This is a genomic window from Streptomyces sp. UNOB3_S3, assembly GCF_020740895.1.
Classification (GTDB): domain Bacteria; phylum Actinomycetota; class Actinomycetes; order Streptomycetales; family Streptomycetaceae; genus Streptomyces.
Genome location: NZ_JAILXP010000025.1, coordinates 17,926 through 34,451 on the forward strand (window position 1 = coordinate 17,926; position 16,526 = coordinate 34,451).

Annotated in this window: 13 protein-coding genes; 3 read left to right on the top strand and 10 right to left on the bottom strand. The window is 71.2% G+C overall.

What is annotated here, in order from left to right:
• Nucleotides 1-137 precede the first annotated feature (137 nt).
• From K6I33_RS04785 to K6I33_RS04805, 5 genes are all read right to left on the bottom strand, one after another.
• Nucleotides 138-1,235: a glycosyl hydrolase family 18 protein gene (locus K6I33_RS04785; protein WP_229348421.1), complete on the bottom strand. Its 1,098-nt coding sequence runs from the start codon at nucleotides 1,233-1,235 to the stop codon at nucleotides 138-140.
• 134 nt (nucleotides 1,236-1,369) lie between these two features.
• The gene (locus tag K6I33_RS04790; protein WP_229348422.1) at nucleotides 1,370-2,992 is read right to left on the bottom strand and encodes a glycerol-3-phosphate dehydrogenase/oxidase; all 1,623 of its coding nucleotides are present in this window, start codon (nucleotides 2,990-2,992) and stop codon (nucleotides 1,370-1,372) included.
• A gap of 2 nt (nucleotides 2,993-2,994) precedes the next feature.
• The gene (gene glpK, locus K6I33_RS04795) at nucleotides 2,995-4,530 is read right to left on the bottom strand and encodes a glycerol kinase GlpK (RefSeq protein ID WP_229348423.1); all 1,536 of its coding nucleotides are present in this window, start codon (nucleotides 4,528-4,530) and stop codon (nucleotides 2,995-2,997) included.
• Between the two features lie 44 nt (nucleotides 4,531-4,574).
• Nucleotides 4,575-5,357, bottom strand: coding sequence for an MIP/aquaporin family protein (locus K6I33_RS04800; protein WP_229348424.1), 783 nt, complete (start codon nucleotides 5,355-5,357; stop codon nucleotides 4,575-4,577).
• A 359-nt stretch (nucleotides 5,358-5,716) separates the two neighbouring features.
• Nucleotides 5,717-6,481, bottom strand: coding sequence for an IclR family transcriptional regulator (locus tag K6I33_RS04805; RefSeq protein ID WP_229348425.1), 765 nt, complete (start codon nucleotides 6,479-6,481; stop codon nucleotides 5,717-5,719).
• 300 nt (nucleotides 6,482-6,781) lie between these two features.
• Here K6I33_RS04805 and metH point away from each other — a divergent pair, with 300 nt between their 5' ends.
• A complete protein-coding gene (gene metH, locus K6I33_RS04810; protein WP_229348426.1) occupies nucleotides 6,782-10,291 on the top strand; it encodes a methionine synthase in 3,510 nt (1,169 codons plus the stop codon).
• Nucleotides 10,292-10,431: 140 nt separating this feature from the next.
• Here metH and K6I33_RS04815 read toward each other — a convergent pair whose 3' ends face one another.
• Entirely contained in the window at nucleotides 10,432-11,262 is an 831-nt protein-coding gene (locus K6I33_RS04815) for a hypothetical protein (protein WP_229348427.1), read from the bottom strand.
• A gap of 159 nt (nucleotides 11,263-11,421) precedes the next feature.
• On the opposite strand from K6I33_RS04815, the gene K6I33_RS04820 reads away from it, so the two are divergent.
• Nucleotides 11,422-12,540, top strand: coding sequence for a dienelactone hydrolase family protein (locus K6I33_RS04820; protein ID WP_229348428.1), 1,119 nt, complete (start codon nucleotides 11,422-11,424; stop codon nucleotides 12,538-12,540).
• 4 nt (nucleotides 12,541-12,544) lie between these two features.
• On the opposite strand, the gene K6I33_RS04825 is transcribed toward K6I33_RS04820, so the two are convergent.
• The 4 genes from K6I33_RS04825 to K6I33_RS04840 are packed head-to-tail and all read right to left on the bottom strand — an operon-like array spanning nucleotide 12,545 to nucleotide 16,157.
• On the bottom strand, nucleotides 12,545-13,975 hold the full coding sequence (locus K6I33_RS04825; protein WP_229348429.1) for an FAD-dependent monooxygenase: 1,431 nt from the start codon (nucleotides 13,973-13,975) through the stop codon (nucleotides 12,545-12,547).
• An 8-nt stretch (nucleotides 13,976-13,983) separates the two neighbouring features.
• A complete protein-coding gene (locus K6I33_RS04830) occupies nucleotides 13,984-14,682 on the bottom strand; it encodes a VC0807 family protein (RefSeq protein WP_229348430.1) in 699 nt (232 codons plus the stop codon).
• A gap of 20 nt (nucleotides 14,683-14,702) precedes the next feature.
• Nucleotides 14,703-15,338, bottom strand: a complete 636-nt coding sequence (locus tag K6I33_RS04835) for a TetR/AcrR family transcriptional regulator (RefSeq protein WP_229348431.1) — start codon at nucleotides 15,336-15,338, stop codon at nucleotides 14,703-14,705.
• A 57-nt stretch (nucleotides 15,339-15,395) separates the two neighbouring features.
• Entirely contained in the window at nucleotides 15,396-16,157 is a 762-nt protein-coding gene (locus K6I33_RS04840; protein ID WP_229348432.1) for an SDR family oxidoreductase, read from the bottom strand.
• 181 nt (nucleotides 16,158-16,338) lie between these two features.
• On the opposite strand from K6I33_RS04840, the gene K6I33_RS04845 reads away from it, so the two are divergent.
• Nucleotides 16,339-16,526 (top strand): GntR family transcriptional regulator (locus K6I33_RS04845; protein WP_229348433.1); only part of this gene is annotated, 188 nt, incomplete at its 3' end.

The following is a 16,526-nucleotide window of genomic DNA, read 5'->3' on the forward strand; positions in this document are numbered from 1 at the left end:
CTCCTTCCGACCGGGGTCCACGGGCTCCGCCCGTGCCACCACCGGTTGCCGTTCCGTGCAGTTGCGTTCGTCTTGCGTGTGCCCCAAGCCTACGACTTCGGCGGCCCCCCTTCGCAGCCCCCAAGGGGGAGGGACTTTCAGCCACGTGCTCCCCATCCAGCCCGGTAGGCGTGCCAGTCGGCGTCGGTGGCCGCGAAGTCCACGTACAGCGCCAGCCCGAAGTTCCGCCGGTGGCGGTCCTCGCGGCCGAGCCCCAGCCGGGCGCCGCGCACGGCGGCCGCGGCGGTCTCGGCCCGGCTCTGATGGCCCAGGTTGTCCGTGTGGTAGAAGGGCACGCCCATCAGCAGGTCCGTGCCGGCCGGGGTGGCCTGGAGGGCGAGCCTGGTCTGCTGGGCCACATAGCCGCCGTAGAGGTTCTCCCAGGGCAGCGCGGTGTCGTAGGACATGACGGCGATCTGGTCGACGCGGCGGGCGACGTCGCCGAAGTAGTTCTGCGTCCACCACTTGGGACTGCCGAACGCGCCCGACGCGGAGTGCATGGAGGGCAGCGGGTCGATCTGCTGGGCGGCGACGGACAGCGGTCCGCCCTCCGAACGCACCGCCGGGCGCAGGGAGTCCAGCAGGGTGAGGAAGTCGCGGTCGCCGGTGCGCACGGGTTCGACGTCCAGGTGGACGCCCTGGAATCCGGCCCGCATCACCTGCCGGGCGCTGGCGACGACGGCGTCGCGGGCGGCCGGCGAGCCCAGCCACAGGCCGCCGCCCTCGCCCCGGCGGACCAGTTTGTTCCCCAGCCACGCCTGGACCCGGACGCCGGGCAGTTCCCGGTGGACGGCGTTCAGCAGCCAGCCGGCGTTGCGGTAGGCCGAGGCGGGCAGGGTGCCGTCGTGCTCCAGCGGTCCGGCGTGCACGTACAGGTCGTGGATGCCGCTGCCGGCGATCTTCCGGCGGAGCCGGGCGAGGTCGGCGTCGCCCTTGCGGCCGTCGAGCCAGGCGTGGCCGAGCCAGAGGGCGTCCTTGCCCCGGGTGACGGCGTCGTCGGCGGGCGCCCCGGCGTACGAGGCGCGCAGCGCGCTGCCGGCCGCGACGACCGGTACGAGGACGAGGAGGGCCAGCGCCAGGGCCACGCGCACGGTGACGCGGCGCCACCGCGGCCCGCGCGCGGCGGTCTTCTTCGTGGACTTCTTCGCGGACTTCTTCGTGGCCGGCGTGGCCTGTTCCGGTGCTGTCCCGTTCATGGTGTTCGTCCCCCTCTTCCCTCCAGGGGACGTGTCAGGACCGGCATCGGTTGCCCGGTTCCGCGCATACGTGCGGAAACGCGGGAACGGGGAGCGGTGCCGGGCACCGCTCCCCGTTCCGGGGCGTGTTCGCGTCAGCGCTTGTCGCCCGGCGCCTCGTTGTTGAGCACAGCCTTGACCTTGGCGCGGACGTCCTCGGTGTCGAGGCCGCGGATGGTCAGGGTGGTGCGGCGGCGCAGCACGTCGTCGACCGTCTCGGCCCACTCGTGGTCGCGGGCGTAGACGACCTGGGCCCAGATCTCCGGGCCGTCCTCGTGGATCCGCTCGCCGAGCTCGGGGTTCTCGTTGACCAGGCGGGCGATGTCGAAGGACAGCGAGCCGTAGTGGGTGGCGAGGTGGCGGGCGGTCAGCGGGTCCATGCGGCTGCCCGGCTCGCGGTCCACGAGCAGGCGGTGGGCGACCGCGTTGGGGTTGGCGACACCCGGCAGCGGGGTGCGGCGGACCAGGCTGGAGACGGGCTCCATGTCCTCGGTCAGCGGGCTGCCCGGGACCTTGGCCAGCTTGGCCATCACCGTACGGCCGATGTGGCGGTAGGTGGTCCACTTGCCGCCGGCGACGGAGAGCATGCCGCCCTTGCCCTCGGAGACGACCGTCTCGCGCTTGGCCTGGGCGACGTCGCCCGGGCCGCCGGGCAGCACGCGCAGACCGGCGAAGGCGTACGTCATCAGGTCGCGGTCGAGGTCGGCGTCCTGGATGGAGAACGCGGCCTCGTCGAGGATCTGCTGGATGTCCTCCTCGGTGGCGCGCACGTCCGCCGGGTCGCCCTCGTACTGGGTGTCGGTGGTGCCCAGCAGCAGCTGGTCCTCCCACGGCAGGGCGAAGGTGATGCGGTACTTGTCGATCGGGGTGGCCATGGCGGCCTTCCACGGCGACTTGCGCTTCATCACGATGTGCGCGCCCTTGGAGAGGCGGATCGACGGCGCGGCGCCCTTGTCTTCCAGCTTCCGCAGGTGGTCCACCCACGGGCCGGTGGCGTTGAGGACGACGCGCGCGTCGATGCCGAACTCCGTGCCGTCGACACGGTCCTTGAGCTCCGCTCCGGTGACCTTGCCGTGCGTGAAGCGCAGGCCGGTGACCTCGGCGTGGTTGAGGACGACCGCGCCGGACTCGACGGCCGCGCGGACCGTCATGACGGCGACGCGGGAGTCGTTCATCTGGTGGTCGTAGTAGACCGCCACGGCCTTGAGGTTGTCCGTGCGCAGACCGGGGTTGTCGGCCTTGGCCTTGGCCGGGGTGATGACCTTGCCGACGCCGTCGCCGAAGGCGGACAGCGCCGAGTAGGCGAACACACCGGCGCCGAGCTTGGCCGCGCCCACCGGGCCGCCCTTGTAGACGGGCAGGTAGAAGGTGAGCGGGTTGACCAGGTGCGGGGCCACGTCCTTGGCCAGCACCCGGCGCTCGTGGTGGTTCTCCGCGACCAGCTTGACCGCGCCGGTCTGCAGGTAGCGCAGGCCGCCGTGGACGAGCTTGGAGGACGCGGAGGAGGTGGCGCCGGCGAAGTCGCCGGCGTCCACCATCGCGACCCGCAGTCCGGACTGCGCGGCGTGCCAGGCCACCGAGGTGCCCAGGATGCCGCCACCGATCACCAGGAGGTCGTACGTCGCCTTGGACAGTCTCTCCCGGGTCTCGGCTCGGCCCGGGTTGGCACCGGCAGCCGGGTGCGTTCCCAGGGTCGGAACGCTCTGCGGGGTTGTCATGATTACTCCTCGTCCTCGATCCAGCCCATGGTCCGCTCGACGGCCTTGAGCCAGCTCTTGTACTCGCGGTCACGCGTGTCCGCGTCCATGCGGGGGGTCCACTCGGCGGCCCGGCGCCAGTTGGCGCGCAGTGCGTCGGTGTCCGGCCAGAAGCCGACGGCCAGGCCGGCGGCGTAGGCCGCGCCGAGGCAGGTCGTCTCGGCGACCATCGGGCGCACCACGGGGGCGTCCAGGAAGTCCGAGAGGGTCTGCATCAGCAAGTTGTTGGAGGTCATGCCGCCGTCGACCTTGAGCGCGGTGAGCTCGACGCCGGAGTCCTTGGTCATGGCGTCGGTGATCTCGCGGGTCTGCCAGGCGGTGGCCTCGAGTACGGCGCGGGCGATGTGCGCCTTGGTGACGTAGCGGGTGAGGCCCGCGATGACACCGCGCGCGTCGGAGCGCCAGTAGGGGGCGAACAGGCCGGAGAAGGCCGGCACGAAGTAGGCGCCGCCGTTGTCCTCGACGGAGCTGGCGAGCGTCTCGATCTCGGCCGCGCTCTTGATGAGGCCCATCTGGTCGCGCATCCACTGCACGAGGGAGCCGGTGACGGCGATGGAGCCCTCGAGGGCGTAGACCGGCTTCTGGTCGCCGATGCGGTAGCCGACCGTGGTCAGCAGGCCGTTGTAGGACTGGACGGGCTCGTCACCGGTGTTCATCAGCATGAAGGTGCCGGTGCCGTAGGTGGACTTGGCCTCGCCCTGGTCGAAGCAGGTCTGGCCGAAGAGGGCCGCCTGCTGGTCGCCGAGCGCGGAGGCGACGGGGACGCCGGCGAGGGCGCCGCCCTTGGCGGTGCCGTAGACCTCGGCGGAGGAGCGGATCTCCGGCAGCACGGCGGCCGGGATCTCCATGGAGGAGAGGATGCGCTCGTCCCACTCCAGGGAGCGGAGGTTCATCAGCATGGTGCGGGAGGCGTTGGTGACGTCCGTGACGTGGACACCGCCCTCGGCACCGCCGGTGAGGTTCCAGATGACCCAGGAGTCCATGGTGCCGAAGAGGATGTCGCCGGCCTCGGCGCGCTCACGCAGGCCCTCGACGTTGTCCAGCAGCCAGCGGACCTTGGGGCCGGAGAAGTAGGAGGCCAGCGGGAGGCCCGTCTCACGGCGGAAGCGGTCCTGGCCGACGTTGCGGCCGAGCTCCTTGCAGAGGGCGTCGGTGCGGGTGTCCTGCCAGACGATGGCGTTGTAGACCGGCTGGCCGGTGTTCTTGTCCCACAGCAGCGTGGTCTCACGCTGGTTGGTGATGCCGATGGCCTTGACGTCGGCGGCGGTGATGCCCGCCTTCTCGACGGCGCCGGCGACGACCTCCTGGACGTTCGCCCAGATCTCCATGGCGTCGTGCTCGACCCAGCCCGGCTTGGGGAAGATCTGCTCGTGCTCCTTCTGGTCGACGGAGACGATGCGTCCGTCGCGGTCGAAGACGATGCAGCGGGACGAGGTGGTGCCCTGGTCGATCGCGGCGATGAACGGGCCCTGGGCGTGGGTGCCGGTGGTCTCGGTCATTGGGGGTGTGCTCCTGAAGTCGGAAGGGTCTCGGCGGATGCTGCTCAGAACGCGATCTTGTGGATGCCCGCGGCGAGGGCGGCGCCGATGATCGGGCCGACCACCGGGACCCAGGCGTAGCCCCAGTCCGAGCCGCCCTTGTTGGGCAGCGGGAGCAGCGCGTGCACGATGCGCGGGCCGAGGTCACGGGCGGGGTTGATGGCGTAGCCGGTCGGGCCACCGAGCGAGAGGCCGATGCCGACGACGAGCAGGGCGACCATCAGGGTGCCCGTGCCGCTGACGGCCAGGCCCTTGGTCAGGCCCATGGTGAGGATGAACAGCACCAGCACCGTGGTGGCGATGATCTCGGTGACCAGGTTCTGCACCGCGTTGCGGACCTCGGGACCGGTGGAGAAGATGCCCAGCACCGGGCCGGCCTGCGGCTCGGCGGTCTGGTCGACCATGCCCTCGCTGGGGTTCGGGGTCGAGACGATCTCCGGGTCGGTCAGGTGGGCCTGGAACTGACCGTAGTAGGCCAGCCAGACCAGCGTCGCGCCGGTCATCGCGCCGAGCAGCTGCGAGCCGATGTAGAGCGGTACGTCGCTCCACTCGACGGCGCCGTCGAAGGCGAGGCCGAGCGTGACGGCCGGGTTGAGGTGCGCGCCGGACTTAGCACCGATGTACGCACCGGCCAGGACGGCGAAGCCCCAGCCGAACGTGATGGCAAGCCAGCCCGCGTTCCGGGCCTTGGAACGCTTCAGGGTGACGGCGGCGCAGACGCCGCCGCCGAGCAGAATCAGAACTGCGGTACCGATGAACTCACCGGTGAAGATGTCGGAGCTGGACACCCGCGACTCCTTTGTCCTTCGTCCAGGGGAAGACGAACCGCGGGTTTCCGGCGGTCCGAGCCCTCCGTGAGGGCGGCGATCGGTCCCGTGGCACTGCACACCATAGCGAATATTGTCGGTAGGTGTTCGACAATGCCGACCGATGCACGGCAGTTTTCTGGACGGTTAAGGGCACGTCAAGGGTTCTGTGACCGGAAACTCTCGGCCAACTGGCCGTAAATTTACGTTCGGATACCGACGGGTAACGACCCGGTCTCGACGGCCCCCGAAAGGCCCTTCCGAAGCGCTTTCGCGAACCGGACGGACCGTTTTTACGGGGCCCGTGAACGCGGGTGCGACCCCTTTTGGGGAAGCGGTCCTCAGAAGCGGCCGGCGCCCAGGTCGCGGGAGACCGCGCGGGCGCAGTCGCGCACGGCCGCGACCAGCCGGGCCTGGATCTCGCCCGCCTCGCAGACGCGCTCGACGGCGCCCGTGATGCCCACCGCGCCCACCGGCATCCGGCGCCGGTCGTGGATGGGGGCCGCGAGCGAGGCCACGCCCGCCCAGGTCTCCTCGACGTCCGACGCCCAGCCGCGGGCGCGGGTCAGGTCCAGCACGCCCTCCAGATCGGGCATGGCCGTCACCGTCGAAGGAGTGAACGCCTCGCGCTCGGCGTCGGCGACCTCGGCGTGCGCCACCGGGTCGTAGGCGCACAGCACCTTGCCCAGGGCCGTGCTGTGCAGCGGCTGCATCGCGCCGACCTCCAGCACCTGGCGGCTGTCGTCGGGCCGGAAGACATGGTGGATGATCAGGACGCCCTGCTGGTGCAGCACCCCGAGGTAGACGCTCTCGCCGCTGGAGCGGGCCAGGTCGTCCGCCCAGACCAGGGCGCGCGCCCGCAGTTCGTGGACGTCCAGGTAGCTGTTGCCCAGCCGCAGCAGCTCGGCGCCGAGCTGGTAGCGCCCCGAGGCGGGGTCCTGTTCGACGAACCCCTCCTGCTGGAGCGTGCGCAGGATGCCGTGGGCGGTGCCCTTCGCCAGGCCCAGCGCGGAGGCCACGTCGGACAGGCCCAGCCGTCGCTCACCGCCCGCGAGCAGCCGCAGCATCGCCGCCGCCCGCTCCAGTGACTGGATGGTCCGTGCCATCGAGCACCCTCCTTACGCGCCTGCCGCCCGGCTGTATCCGTTTGTATCCGTTCGGCAATGCTGAACACTATCGGCCGATGCCGACCAGGGGATACCCGACAGCAGGCCAGACCATGATCACCGACAGGACGCGTACGGCCGAATCCGGCCGGGGGCACGGTATCCACCGGCGGTCCACCCGGTGGTCCAGACCGTGGACACCCCTCGGCCTCCCGGCACCCCGGCGGCTAGGCTGACGGCGTGCGCCCTCTTCAGCGAGGGCGCAAAGCCGACAGCCGTCGCACACCCGGGAGCACATCCATGGCCTCGCTTACGCCATCGACCGTCCGTTCCGCCCGAATCGCGCAACTGCGCGAGGCCCTCGCCACCCGCGTGGTGGTGGCCGACGGGGCGATGGGCACGATGCTCCAGGCGCAGGACCCCAGCCTCGACGACTTCCAGCAGCTCGAAGGCTGCAACGAGATCCTCAACGTCACCCGTCCGGACATCGTGCGCTCGGTGCACGAGGCGTACTTCGCCGTCGGCGTGGACTGTGTGGAGACCAACACCTTCGGCGCCAACTTCGCCGCCCTCGGCGAGTACGACATCTCCGACCGCGTCCATGAGCTCTCCGAGGCCGGCGCCCGGATCGCCCGCGAGGTCGCGGACGGCTTCACCGCCGCCGACGGCCGCACCCGCTGGGTGCTGGGCTCCGTCGGCCCCGGCACCAAGCTGCCGACCCTCGGCCACGCCCCGTACCCCACCCTCCGCGACGCCTACCAGCGGAACGTCGAGGGCCTGATCACGGGCGGCGCCGACGCGGTCCTGGTGGAGACCACCCAGGACCTGCTCCAGACCAAGGCCTCCGTCATCGGCGCCCGGCGCGCCATGGAGGCGCTCGGAGCGGACGTGCCGCTGCTGGTCCAGGTGACCGTCGAGACCACCGGCACCATGCTCCTCGGCTCCGAGATCGGCGCGGCCCTCACCGCGCTGGAGCCGCTGGGCATCGACATGATCGGACTGAACTGCGCCACCGGCCCCGCCGAGATGAGCGAGCACCTGCGCTACCTCTCGCGCCACGCCCGCACCCGTGTCTCCGCCATGCCCAACGCCGGCCTGCCCGTCCTCGGCAAGGACGGCGCCCACTACCCGCTGACCCCGGCCGAGCTCGCCGACGCGCACGAGACCTTCATCCGCGAGTACGGGCTCTCCCTGGTCGGCGGCTGCTGCGGCACCACGCCCGAGCACCTGCGCCAGGTCGTCGAACGGGTCCGGGGCCTCAACCCCCCGGAGCGCGCCCCCCGCCCCGAGCCGGGCGCCTCCTCCCTCTACCAGACCGTCCCCTTCCGCCAGGACACCTCCTACCTGGCGATCGGCGAGCGGACGAACGCCAACGGCTCGAAGAAGTTCCGCGAGGCCATGCTGGAGGGCCGCTGGGACGACTGCGTGGAGATGGCCCGCGACCAGATCCGCGAGGGCGCCCACATGCTCGACGTCTGCGTCGACTACGTCGGCCGGGACGGCGTCGCCGACATGGCCGAGATCGCGGGCCGCTTCGCCACCGCCTCCACACTGCCGCTGGTGCTGGACTCCACCGAGCCCGCCGTGATCCGGGCGGGCCTGGAGAAGCTGGGCGGCCGGGCCGTCATCAACTCCGTCAACTACGAGGACGGCGACGGGCCCGACTCCCGCTTCGCGAGGATCGCCGGGCTGGCGAAGGAGCACGGCGCGGCCCTGATCGCCCTGACCATCGACGAGGACGGCCAGGCCCGTACGCCCGAGCACAAGGTCGCCGTCGCCGAACGCCTGATCGCCGACCTCACCGGCAACTGGGGGGTGCGCGAGTCCGACATCATCGTCGACTGCCTCACCTTCACCATCGCCACCGGCCAGGAGGAGTCCCGGCGCGACGGCATCGCCACCATCGAGGCCATCCGCGAGCTCAAGCGCCGCCACCCGGACGTCCAGACGACCCTGGGCCTGTCGAACATCTCCTTCGGCCTCAACCCGGCCGCGCGCATGGTGCTGAACTCCGTCTTCCTCAACGAGTGCGTCGAGGCGGGCCTGGACTCGGCCATCGTCCACGCGAGCAAGATCCTGCCGATCGCCCGGCTGGAGGAGGAGCAGCGCGAGGTCGCCCTCGACCTCATTTACGACCGCCGCCGCGAGGGCTACGACCCGCTGCAGCGGTTCCTGGAGCTCTTCGAGGGCGTCGACACCAAGTCCATGAAGGCCGGCAAGGCCGAGGAGCTGGCCGCGCTCCCCCTGGACGAGCGGCTCCAGCGCCGCATCATCGACGGCGAGCGCAACGGCCTGGAGGCCGACCTCGACGAGGCCCTGGCGAGCGGCCGCGCCGCCCTCGGCATCGTCAACGACACCCTCCTGGAGGGCATGAAGGTCGTCGGCGAGCTCTTCGGCTCCGGGCAGATGCAGCTGCCGTTCGTGCTCCAGTCGGCCGAGGTGATGAAGACCGCCGTCGCCTACCTCGAACCGCACATGGAGAAGTCCGACGCCGAGGGCAAGGGAACGATCGTCCTGGCCACGGTGCGCGGCGACGTCCACGACATCGGCAAGAACCTCGTCGACATCATCCTGTCCAACAACGGCTACAACGTCGTCAACCTGGGCATCAAGCAGCCGGTCTCGGCCATCGTCGAGGCCGCCGAGGAGCACCGCGCCGACGTCATCGGCATGTCCGGCCTGCTGGTGAAGTCCACCGTGATCATGAAGGAGAACCTGGAGGAGCTGAACCAGCGCAAGCTGGCGGCCACCTACCCGGTGATCCTCGGCGGCGCGGCCCTGACGCGCGCCTATGTCGAGCAGGACCTCCACGAGATCTACGAGGGCGAGGTCCGCTACGCCCGGGACGCCTTCGAGGGCCTGCGCCTGATGGACGCGCTCATCGCCGTCAAGCGCGGGGTGCCGGGCGCGACGCTGCCGGAGCTCAAGCAGCGGCGCGTACCCAAGCGGGACGCTGCCGTCCTGGAGGTGGACGAGCCCGAGGGCGCCGTCCGCTCGGACGTGGCGGTGGACAACCGCGTCCCCGAGCCGCCGTTCTGGGGCACGCGCGTCGTCAAGGGCATCCCGCTGAAGGACTACGCGTCCTGGCTGGACGAGGGCGCGCTCTTCAAGGGCCAGTGGGGCCTGAAGCAGGCCCGCACGGGCGGCCCGACCTACGAGGAGCTGGTGGAGACCGAGGGCCGCCCCCGGCTGCGCGGCTGGCTGGACAAGCTCCACACGGAGAACCTGCTGGAGGCGGCCGTCGTCTACGGCTACTTCCCGTGCGTGAGCAAGGGCGACGACCTCATCCTCCTCCACGAGGACGGCACCGAGCGCACCCGCTTCACCTTCCCGCGCCAGCGCCGCGGCCGGCGCCTGTGCCTGGCGGACTACTTCCGCCCGGAGGACAGCGGCGAGCGGGACGTGGTCGGCCTCCAGGTCGTCACGGTCGGCTCGCGGATCGGCGAGGCGACGGCGGAGCTCTTCGCCTCCGACTCCTACCGCGACTACCTGGAGCTGCACGGCCTGTCGGTGCAGCTGGCGGAGGCCCTGGCCGAGTACTGGCACGCGCGGGTCCGCGCGGAGCTGGGCTTCGGGGCCGAGGACCCGGACGACGTGGAAGGGATGTTCGCCCTGAAGTACCGGGGCGCCCGCTTCTCCCTGGGCTACGGGGCGTGCCCCAACCTGGAGGACCGCGCGAAGATCGCGGACCTGCTGGAGCCGGAGCGGATCGGGGTGCACCTGTCGGAGGAGTTCCAGCTGCACCCGGAGCAGTCGACGGACGCGATCGTGATCCACCACCCGGAGGCGAAGTACTTCAACGCGCGGTAGCGCGATGTCCCGGGGCTCCGCCTCCCGGACCCCGGCCCTCAGTTGCCGGACGGGCTGCTGTGCTTTGTCCTCAAACGCCGGACGGGCTGAAATCAGCCCGTCCGGCGCTTGAGGACCGGGGTCCGGGAGGCGCCGCGGCGTCACGCGTGGCGCGACTGCTTCAGCTTGGAGACGTCGAGGGTCTCGTTCGCGGGCGGCGGAGTCACCGTCACCGGCTTCTCCCAGTCGGAGAAGGCGGTCGTGCCACCGCCCGGCTTGAGGCTCACGATCCGCACGGGGTACGGCTTGCCCTCGGCGGCCACGTTGATGACGGATTTGCCGGTGATGGTGACCGGTACGACCTGCTGACCGTCGAGTGCGGTGGGCGCGCCCTTGCTGAACTTGTCGGCGGACTCGTCGTCATCGCCCTTGGCCAGCTTCTCCTGCATGGCGCCGAGCTGGCACACCGGACCCGATTCCTTGAACGGGCCGCCGTCGCCCTCCTTGCTGTTGCCGTGGAACCAGTGGCCGCTCAGCAGCTTGGACGCCGTCTCCGGATCCGAGCTGCCGGAGTTCTTCCGCCAGAAATTCTCGTCCGGCTTGATCCAGTACTCGTCGCCCTGCTTGAGCATCTCGAAGCCGGCGTCGTCCTGCGTGATCTTGCCGACGCAGTTGCCCTGCTTGTCCATGGCGTACTCGGCGTGCATGGCCGACCCGGCGGCGGACTTGTCCCGGTCCAGCTTGATGCGCACGGCCGAGGCCGACTGCAGTTCCTTCTTGGCCTTGTCCGATATCTCCTTGGCGGACAGGCCGTCCACCTCACCCTTGGGCTTCGGCGGCGACTGCTGCGGAGCCGGACCGGCGCTGCTGCTCGCGCTGTCGTGCTTGTCGCCGCCGCTCTTCTTGCCCCCGTCGCCGCCGCAGCCCGAGACACCGACCATCAGTGCCGCCACACACGTGGCTACTGCCGCGACGCTGTACTTTCTGCCCATATAAGGGAGTTCCCGTCTTGCTGACGACTGTGGTTCCTGAGTAGCGCACACCATACGACGCTCCCCTGACATGCACAGAACCCCCGAACGAGGGAGGCCGTCTCGCACCTGAGGAGGACGCCGGGAGCGGCCGTGCCGCCTAGCGTGATGATCATGTCGATGACCACTACACGCAGGTCGCTCCTGGCGGCCGCGCTCCTGACCGCCTTCGCCGCCCCGCAGATGTCCTCCGCCGCCGTCGCGGCGCCCCGTCCCGCCACCGCCTCCCCCGCCGAGGTGCCCGCGCCGGCGACGCGGGCGCCGATCGGCACGAAGACGCTCCACCTGGTCGACACCTCGCGCCCCGACCCGTGGAAGCCGGCCGCGGGCAACCGCGAGCTCATGGTGTCGCTGTGGTACCCGGCGCTCCCCTCCGCCGGGCCGAAGGCCCCCTACGCTTCGAAGGAGTTGGCGAAGAAGTTCCTCGGCAGCGAGGCCGCCGCCACGGTACGCACCCACGCGACCCTCAACGCGCCGGCCGCCCCGAAGGCGCGGCCGCTCGTCGTGCTGTCCCCCGGCTTCGGCATGAGCCGCCTCACGCTGACGGCGCTGGGCGAGGACCTGGCCTCGCGCGGGTACGCCGTGGCCGCCGTCGACCACACCTACGAGGCTCCGGTGGAGTTCCCCGGCGGCCGCATGGAGGACTGCCTGATCTGCGGCAAGGCAGGGCTCCCCGTGATACCCAACCGCGCCGAGGACATCTCCTTCGTCCTCGACCGTCTCACGGCCCCCGGCAGCCCGCTGCGCGTCGACCGCGACCGCATCGGCGTGGCCGGACACTCGATCGGCGGGGCAAGCGCGGTGGAGGCCGCGCGCACCGACCGGCGGGTGAAGGCCGCCGTGAACATGGACGGCAACTTCTTCAGCGAGCCCACCACCGACCTGAACCGCCCTGTTCTGCTGCTGGGCGCCCAGCGGGCGGCCGGCGAAGCGGAGAACCGGGACGACTGGGAGCGGACCTGGCGTCACCTGACGGGCTGGAAGCGCTGGCTCGACGTCGCCCAGGGCGGCCACCTCACCTTCACCGACGCCCCCTGGCTGGTGGAGCGCTTCGGCATGCCGCCGAACCTCCCGCCGGGGTCCGAGTCCGGTGCCTTCGGCACCCTGAAGGCCGACCGGGCGACGGCGCTCACGCGGACGTACGTGAGCGCCTTCTTCGACCGGCACCTGCGCGGTGTGCCGAACCCGCTGCTGGAGCGGCCGTCGGCGGCGTACCCCGAGGTGGCGTTCCTGAAGTAGGGGATCAGTCCCCCGGCCCGAACCACCGCTCCAGCGCCGCCCGGAGCGACGCGTCGTCCCCCGCCGGTCCGGCCCAGCAGACGTACCCGTCGGGCCGGACCAGCACCGTCCCGGCGACGCCCTCGGGCGCCGGCCCCGCGTCGACGCGCCCGGCCCACGGCCGCGCCACCCCGTCGCTGCCAGGGCCGAGCAGGGCGCCTCGCCCCGCCGCCAGGCGGACGGGCAGCCGCGCGCCCAGGAGCGGGTGGCCGGGGGCGTCCGGCATGTCGTAGCGGATGTCGATGCCGGAGATCATGCCGGCGATCCGCCGGTTCGCCTCGGGCATGGCGAGGACGTCGCCGAGGATGCCGCGCAGGGCGCGCACGTCGTCGTCCGGCCACATCAGGATGCCCTGGGCCCGGGTGTTCGCCAGGACGTCCGCGCCCACGGGGTGCCGTTCGGAGTGGTAGGTGTCCAGGAGGCGTTCGGGCAGCCGGCCCCGGACGACCGAGGCGAGCTTCCAGCCGAGGTTGAAGGCGTCCTGCACACCCAGGTTCATGCCCTGGCCGCCCGCCGGGAGGTGGATGTGCGCGGCGTCGCCGGCCAGCATCACCCTCCCGGTGACATAGCGCTCGGCCTGCCGGGCGGCGTCGGTGAACCGCGACGCCCAGCGCACCTCGAGGAGCCGGGGCCGGAAGCGCTTCGCGGCCGCCAGCGCCGCCCGGACCTCCTCGTCGGGGACCGGGTCGTCGCGGTCGTGCTTCTGCTGCTCCGGGCCCGCGAAGAGGAAGCGGTAGACGCCGTCGCCGAGCGGGATCAGGAACACGTCGTCGCCGTCGGGCTCGTCGGGGTTCGGCAGCCGCCATTCGGTGGGCAGCGCGCTGTCCTCGGCGAGCACCACGTCGGCGACGACGAGGGAGTAGCGGCCGTCCCGGCCGGGGAAGCCCACGCCGAGCTCCTTGCGGACCCGGCTGCGGCCGCCGTCCGCGCCGACGAGGTACGCGGCGCGCAGCCGCCGCTCGGTCCCGTCCGGCGTGGTGACGGTCGCGGTGACGCCGTCGGCGTCCTGGGTGATCCCGGCGAGCTCGTGGCCGCGCAGCACGGGGATGCCGTACGTGGCAAGGTGCGCCTCCAGGAACTCCTCGACGCGGGCCTGCGGGATGCCCACCTGGTACGGGAAGGCGGTGTCCAGCGCCGTGTAGTCCAGGGGCATCCCGGCGAAGTGGCCGCCGGGCAGGGTGGTGACGGCCCGGCCGGCGACGGTGTCCAGCCAGCCGCGCATGTCGAGCATCTCGGCGGTGCGGGGCTGGAGGTTGAGCGCCTTGGACTGCCCGGTGCGCTCGGGCAGCCGTTCAAGGACGACGGCGCGGACGCCGGCGAGGCCCAGTTCGTTGGCGACGGTCAGCCCGGTGGGCCCGCCGCCGACGACGATGACGTCGGTATCCATGGTGTCCATGATTCCCCCTAGACCTTCAGCCCGTGCCGGGTGATGTACCGGTTGTGGAAGGCGAGCAGCCCGGCCAGGACGACCAGCCACTGGACGGTGCTCAGCGTCGGCACCAGGTCGACCGGAGCGGTGAGCGCCAGCAGGACGCGGACCCCCGCGTCCAGGGTGAGCACGGTCCCCCAGATGGCGGTGATCACCCGGATGGCGTGGCGGAAGGCGGGCTCCGTCCCCCAGCGGGCCTCCCACTCGCGCCAGCCGGCCTCGCCGACCTTCGCCACCACGATCGCCTGGGCCATCGTCATCATGAACGGCCGCCGGGTCAGGAGCGTCCCGAGCACCCAGAACCCGGCGAGGGCGGCGATCCAGCTGTCCCGGACGAGCAGCGTGCGCGGATCGCCGGTCACCATCGACATCAGCGCGCCGATGAACATCAGCGTCAGTGTGAAGACCGCCATGACCTCCACCCGGCGGCGTTTGACCATCCCGTACACGAGCCACGGCACGGCCAGGAGGCTGCCAATCGCCAGCGCCGCCCACTGACCGACGCCGGCGGCGCGCAGCCCGTAGTAGCCGCCGAGCGGCAGGGCGAGCTCGAAGACGAGCTGGAGGACGATGAGCTTGCGGAGGGCGGCGGTCTTCTGCGCCTGTGTCCGCGGTGGCGCCGCCTCCCCCTCGACGGACTCGACGGACCGACTCGTCTGCTGATCTGTTCCCATGCCATTCCCCCCGTTTGTCGTTATTTCCTTGTGGCGCGGTCGAAGAGGTCGGCGAGCTCACGGCCGCAGGCGACGGCGTCGAAGTCCGGGTCCTTGGCGGCGCGGCTCACCACACCGTCGACGGCCCCCCGGATCGCGAGCGCCATCACGCGCGGGTCGAACTCCCCGAACTCGCCGGCCTTCTGTGCCTCACGGATCAAGTGCGTGTGCATGTCGACGAGCGAGTCCATCGCGGCGCAGAACTCGCGCATCGAGGAGTCCTCGCCCCGGATGTTCGCCAGCACCTCGACCACGGCGGGCAGATGCTTCGGGAACTCGCCGATGAGCTCGATGTTCGACTCGATGTACGCGCGGAGCCGCCCGGCGGCCGTGGTCTGCGCCTCGATCCTCGGGACCATGTACCCGTCCGCCACCCGGAACACCTCGGCGACGACCTCCCGCATCAGGTCGTCCTTGCCGGCGAAGTGGTACGAGATCATCCCCGTGCTGCTCAGCCCCGCCTGCTTGGCGATCCGGGTGAACGTCGCCTTGGCGTACCCCACTTCGGCGATGACCTCGATGGCGGCCCCCACGATCTGGGCCCGCCGGGCCGCCTCGGTGAACGTCCGGGACGCGCCCCCGTCCTCCTGCTTCCCCGCGCTGCTTCTTGCTCGCATGAGCAAAACATAGCGCGCTCTTGCTCGGCCAAGCAAGAGTTGGCTCGCGCGTCTTGGTCAGCTGGCCGTCCCGACCAGCCCTCCGTTGACGAAGAGGGTCTGCGCCGTCACCCATTTGGCCTCGGGCGAGACCAGGAACCGGACGACGGGCACGACGTCGTCGGGGTCGCCGATGTCGCCGTTGATGCTCATGCTCTTGAGCCAGGCGATGTTCTCGTCGGTCTCCGCCGGATAGAAGAAACTGGTCTTCAGCGGCCCGGGCGCCACGCAGTTGACGGTGATCCCGCGCCCGCCGATCTCCTTCGCGAGCGACTTGGTGTAGTGCTCCACGGGGCTCTTGCTACCGGCGTAGCCGCCGTAGGTGGGGGCGGTGACGCCCACGATCGTCGTGATGAGGTTGAGGACCCGCCCGTGGTCGGCCATCTTCGTGGCCGCCTCCTTCATCAGGAAGAACGGGATCTTCGCGTTGATCGCGAACATCCGCTCCCACTCGCCCTCGGTGAACTCCGCGATGGGCTTGCGGACGATCATCCCGGCGGTGTTGACGAGGATGTCCCACTGCCCGAACGTGTCGATCGTCGCGTCGACGAGCCCCGTCACCTCCTCGACCCGGGTCAGATCCCCCTGCCGGGTGGCGGCCCCCACCCCGAGCCCGGTGAGCTTCCGGGCCACGTCCTCGGCCTGGTCCCGTTTGGAGTCGCTGTTGTAGTGCACCATCACATTGGCGCCGTCCTCGGCGAGCGCGGCGGCGAACCGCGCCCCGAGATTCGCGGACCCGCCGGTCACGATGGCGGTCTTGCCGTCCAGGACACGGGGCACGGGGTTCTCCTTGCACAGGCGCTGTCGCGGGCCCCCTGATGCCCATCCTCCCAGCACCGGCTCGTCCGCAAGGCGTGACGCCGTACCCGGCGCGTCGCGCCGCCCCGCGCGCCTCGCCTCCGCTACGACCGTGTGACAGCGGAAATCACCACTCCCCCACGCCCACCCCTTGAGGAAACCGATGGCGCTGCCCAAGTACGACCAGATCGCCGCCGACATCCGGGACCGCATCGTCCGGGGCGAACTCACGCCGGGCGACGCACTGCCGTCCGAGGCGGAGCTGACGACGCGGTGGTCCACGGCGCGGGTCACCGTGGCGCGGGCTCTGGACGTGCTGTGGGAGGAGGGGCTGATCGACCCGGGTGAGGG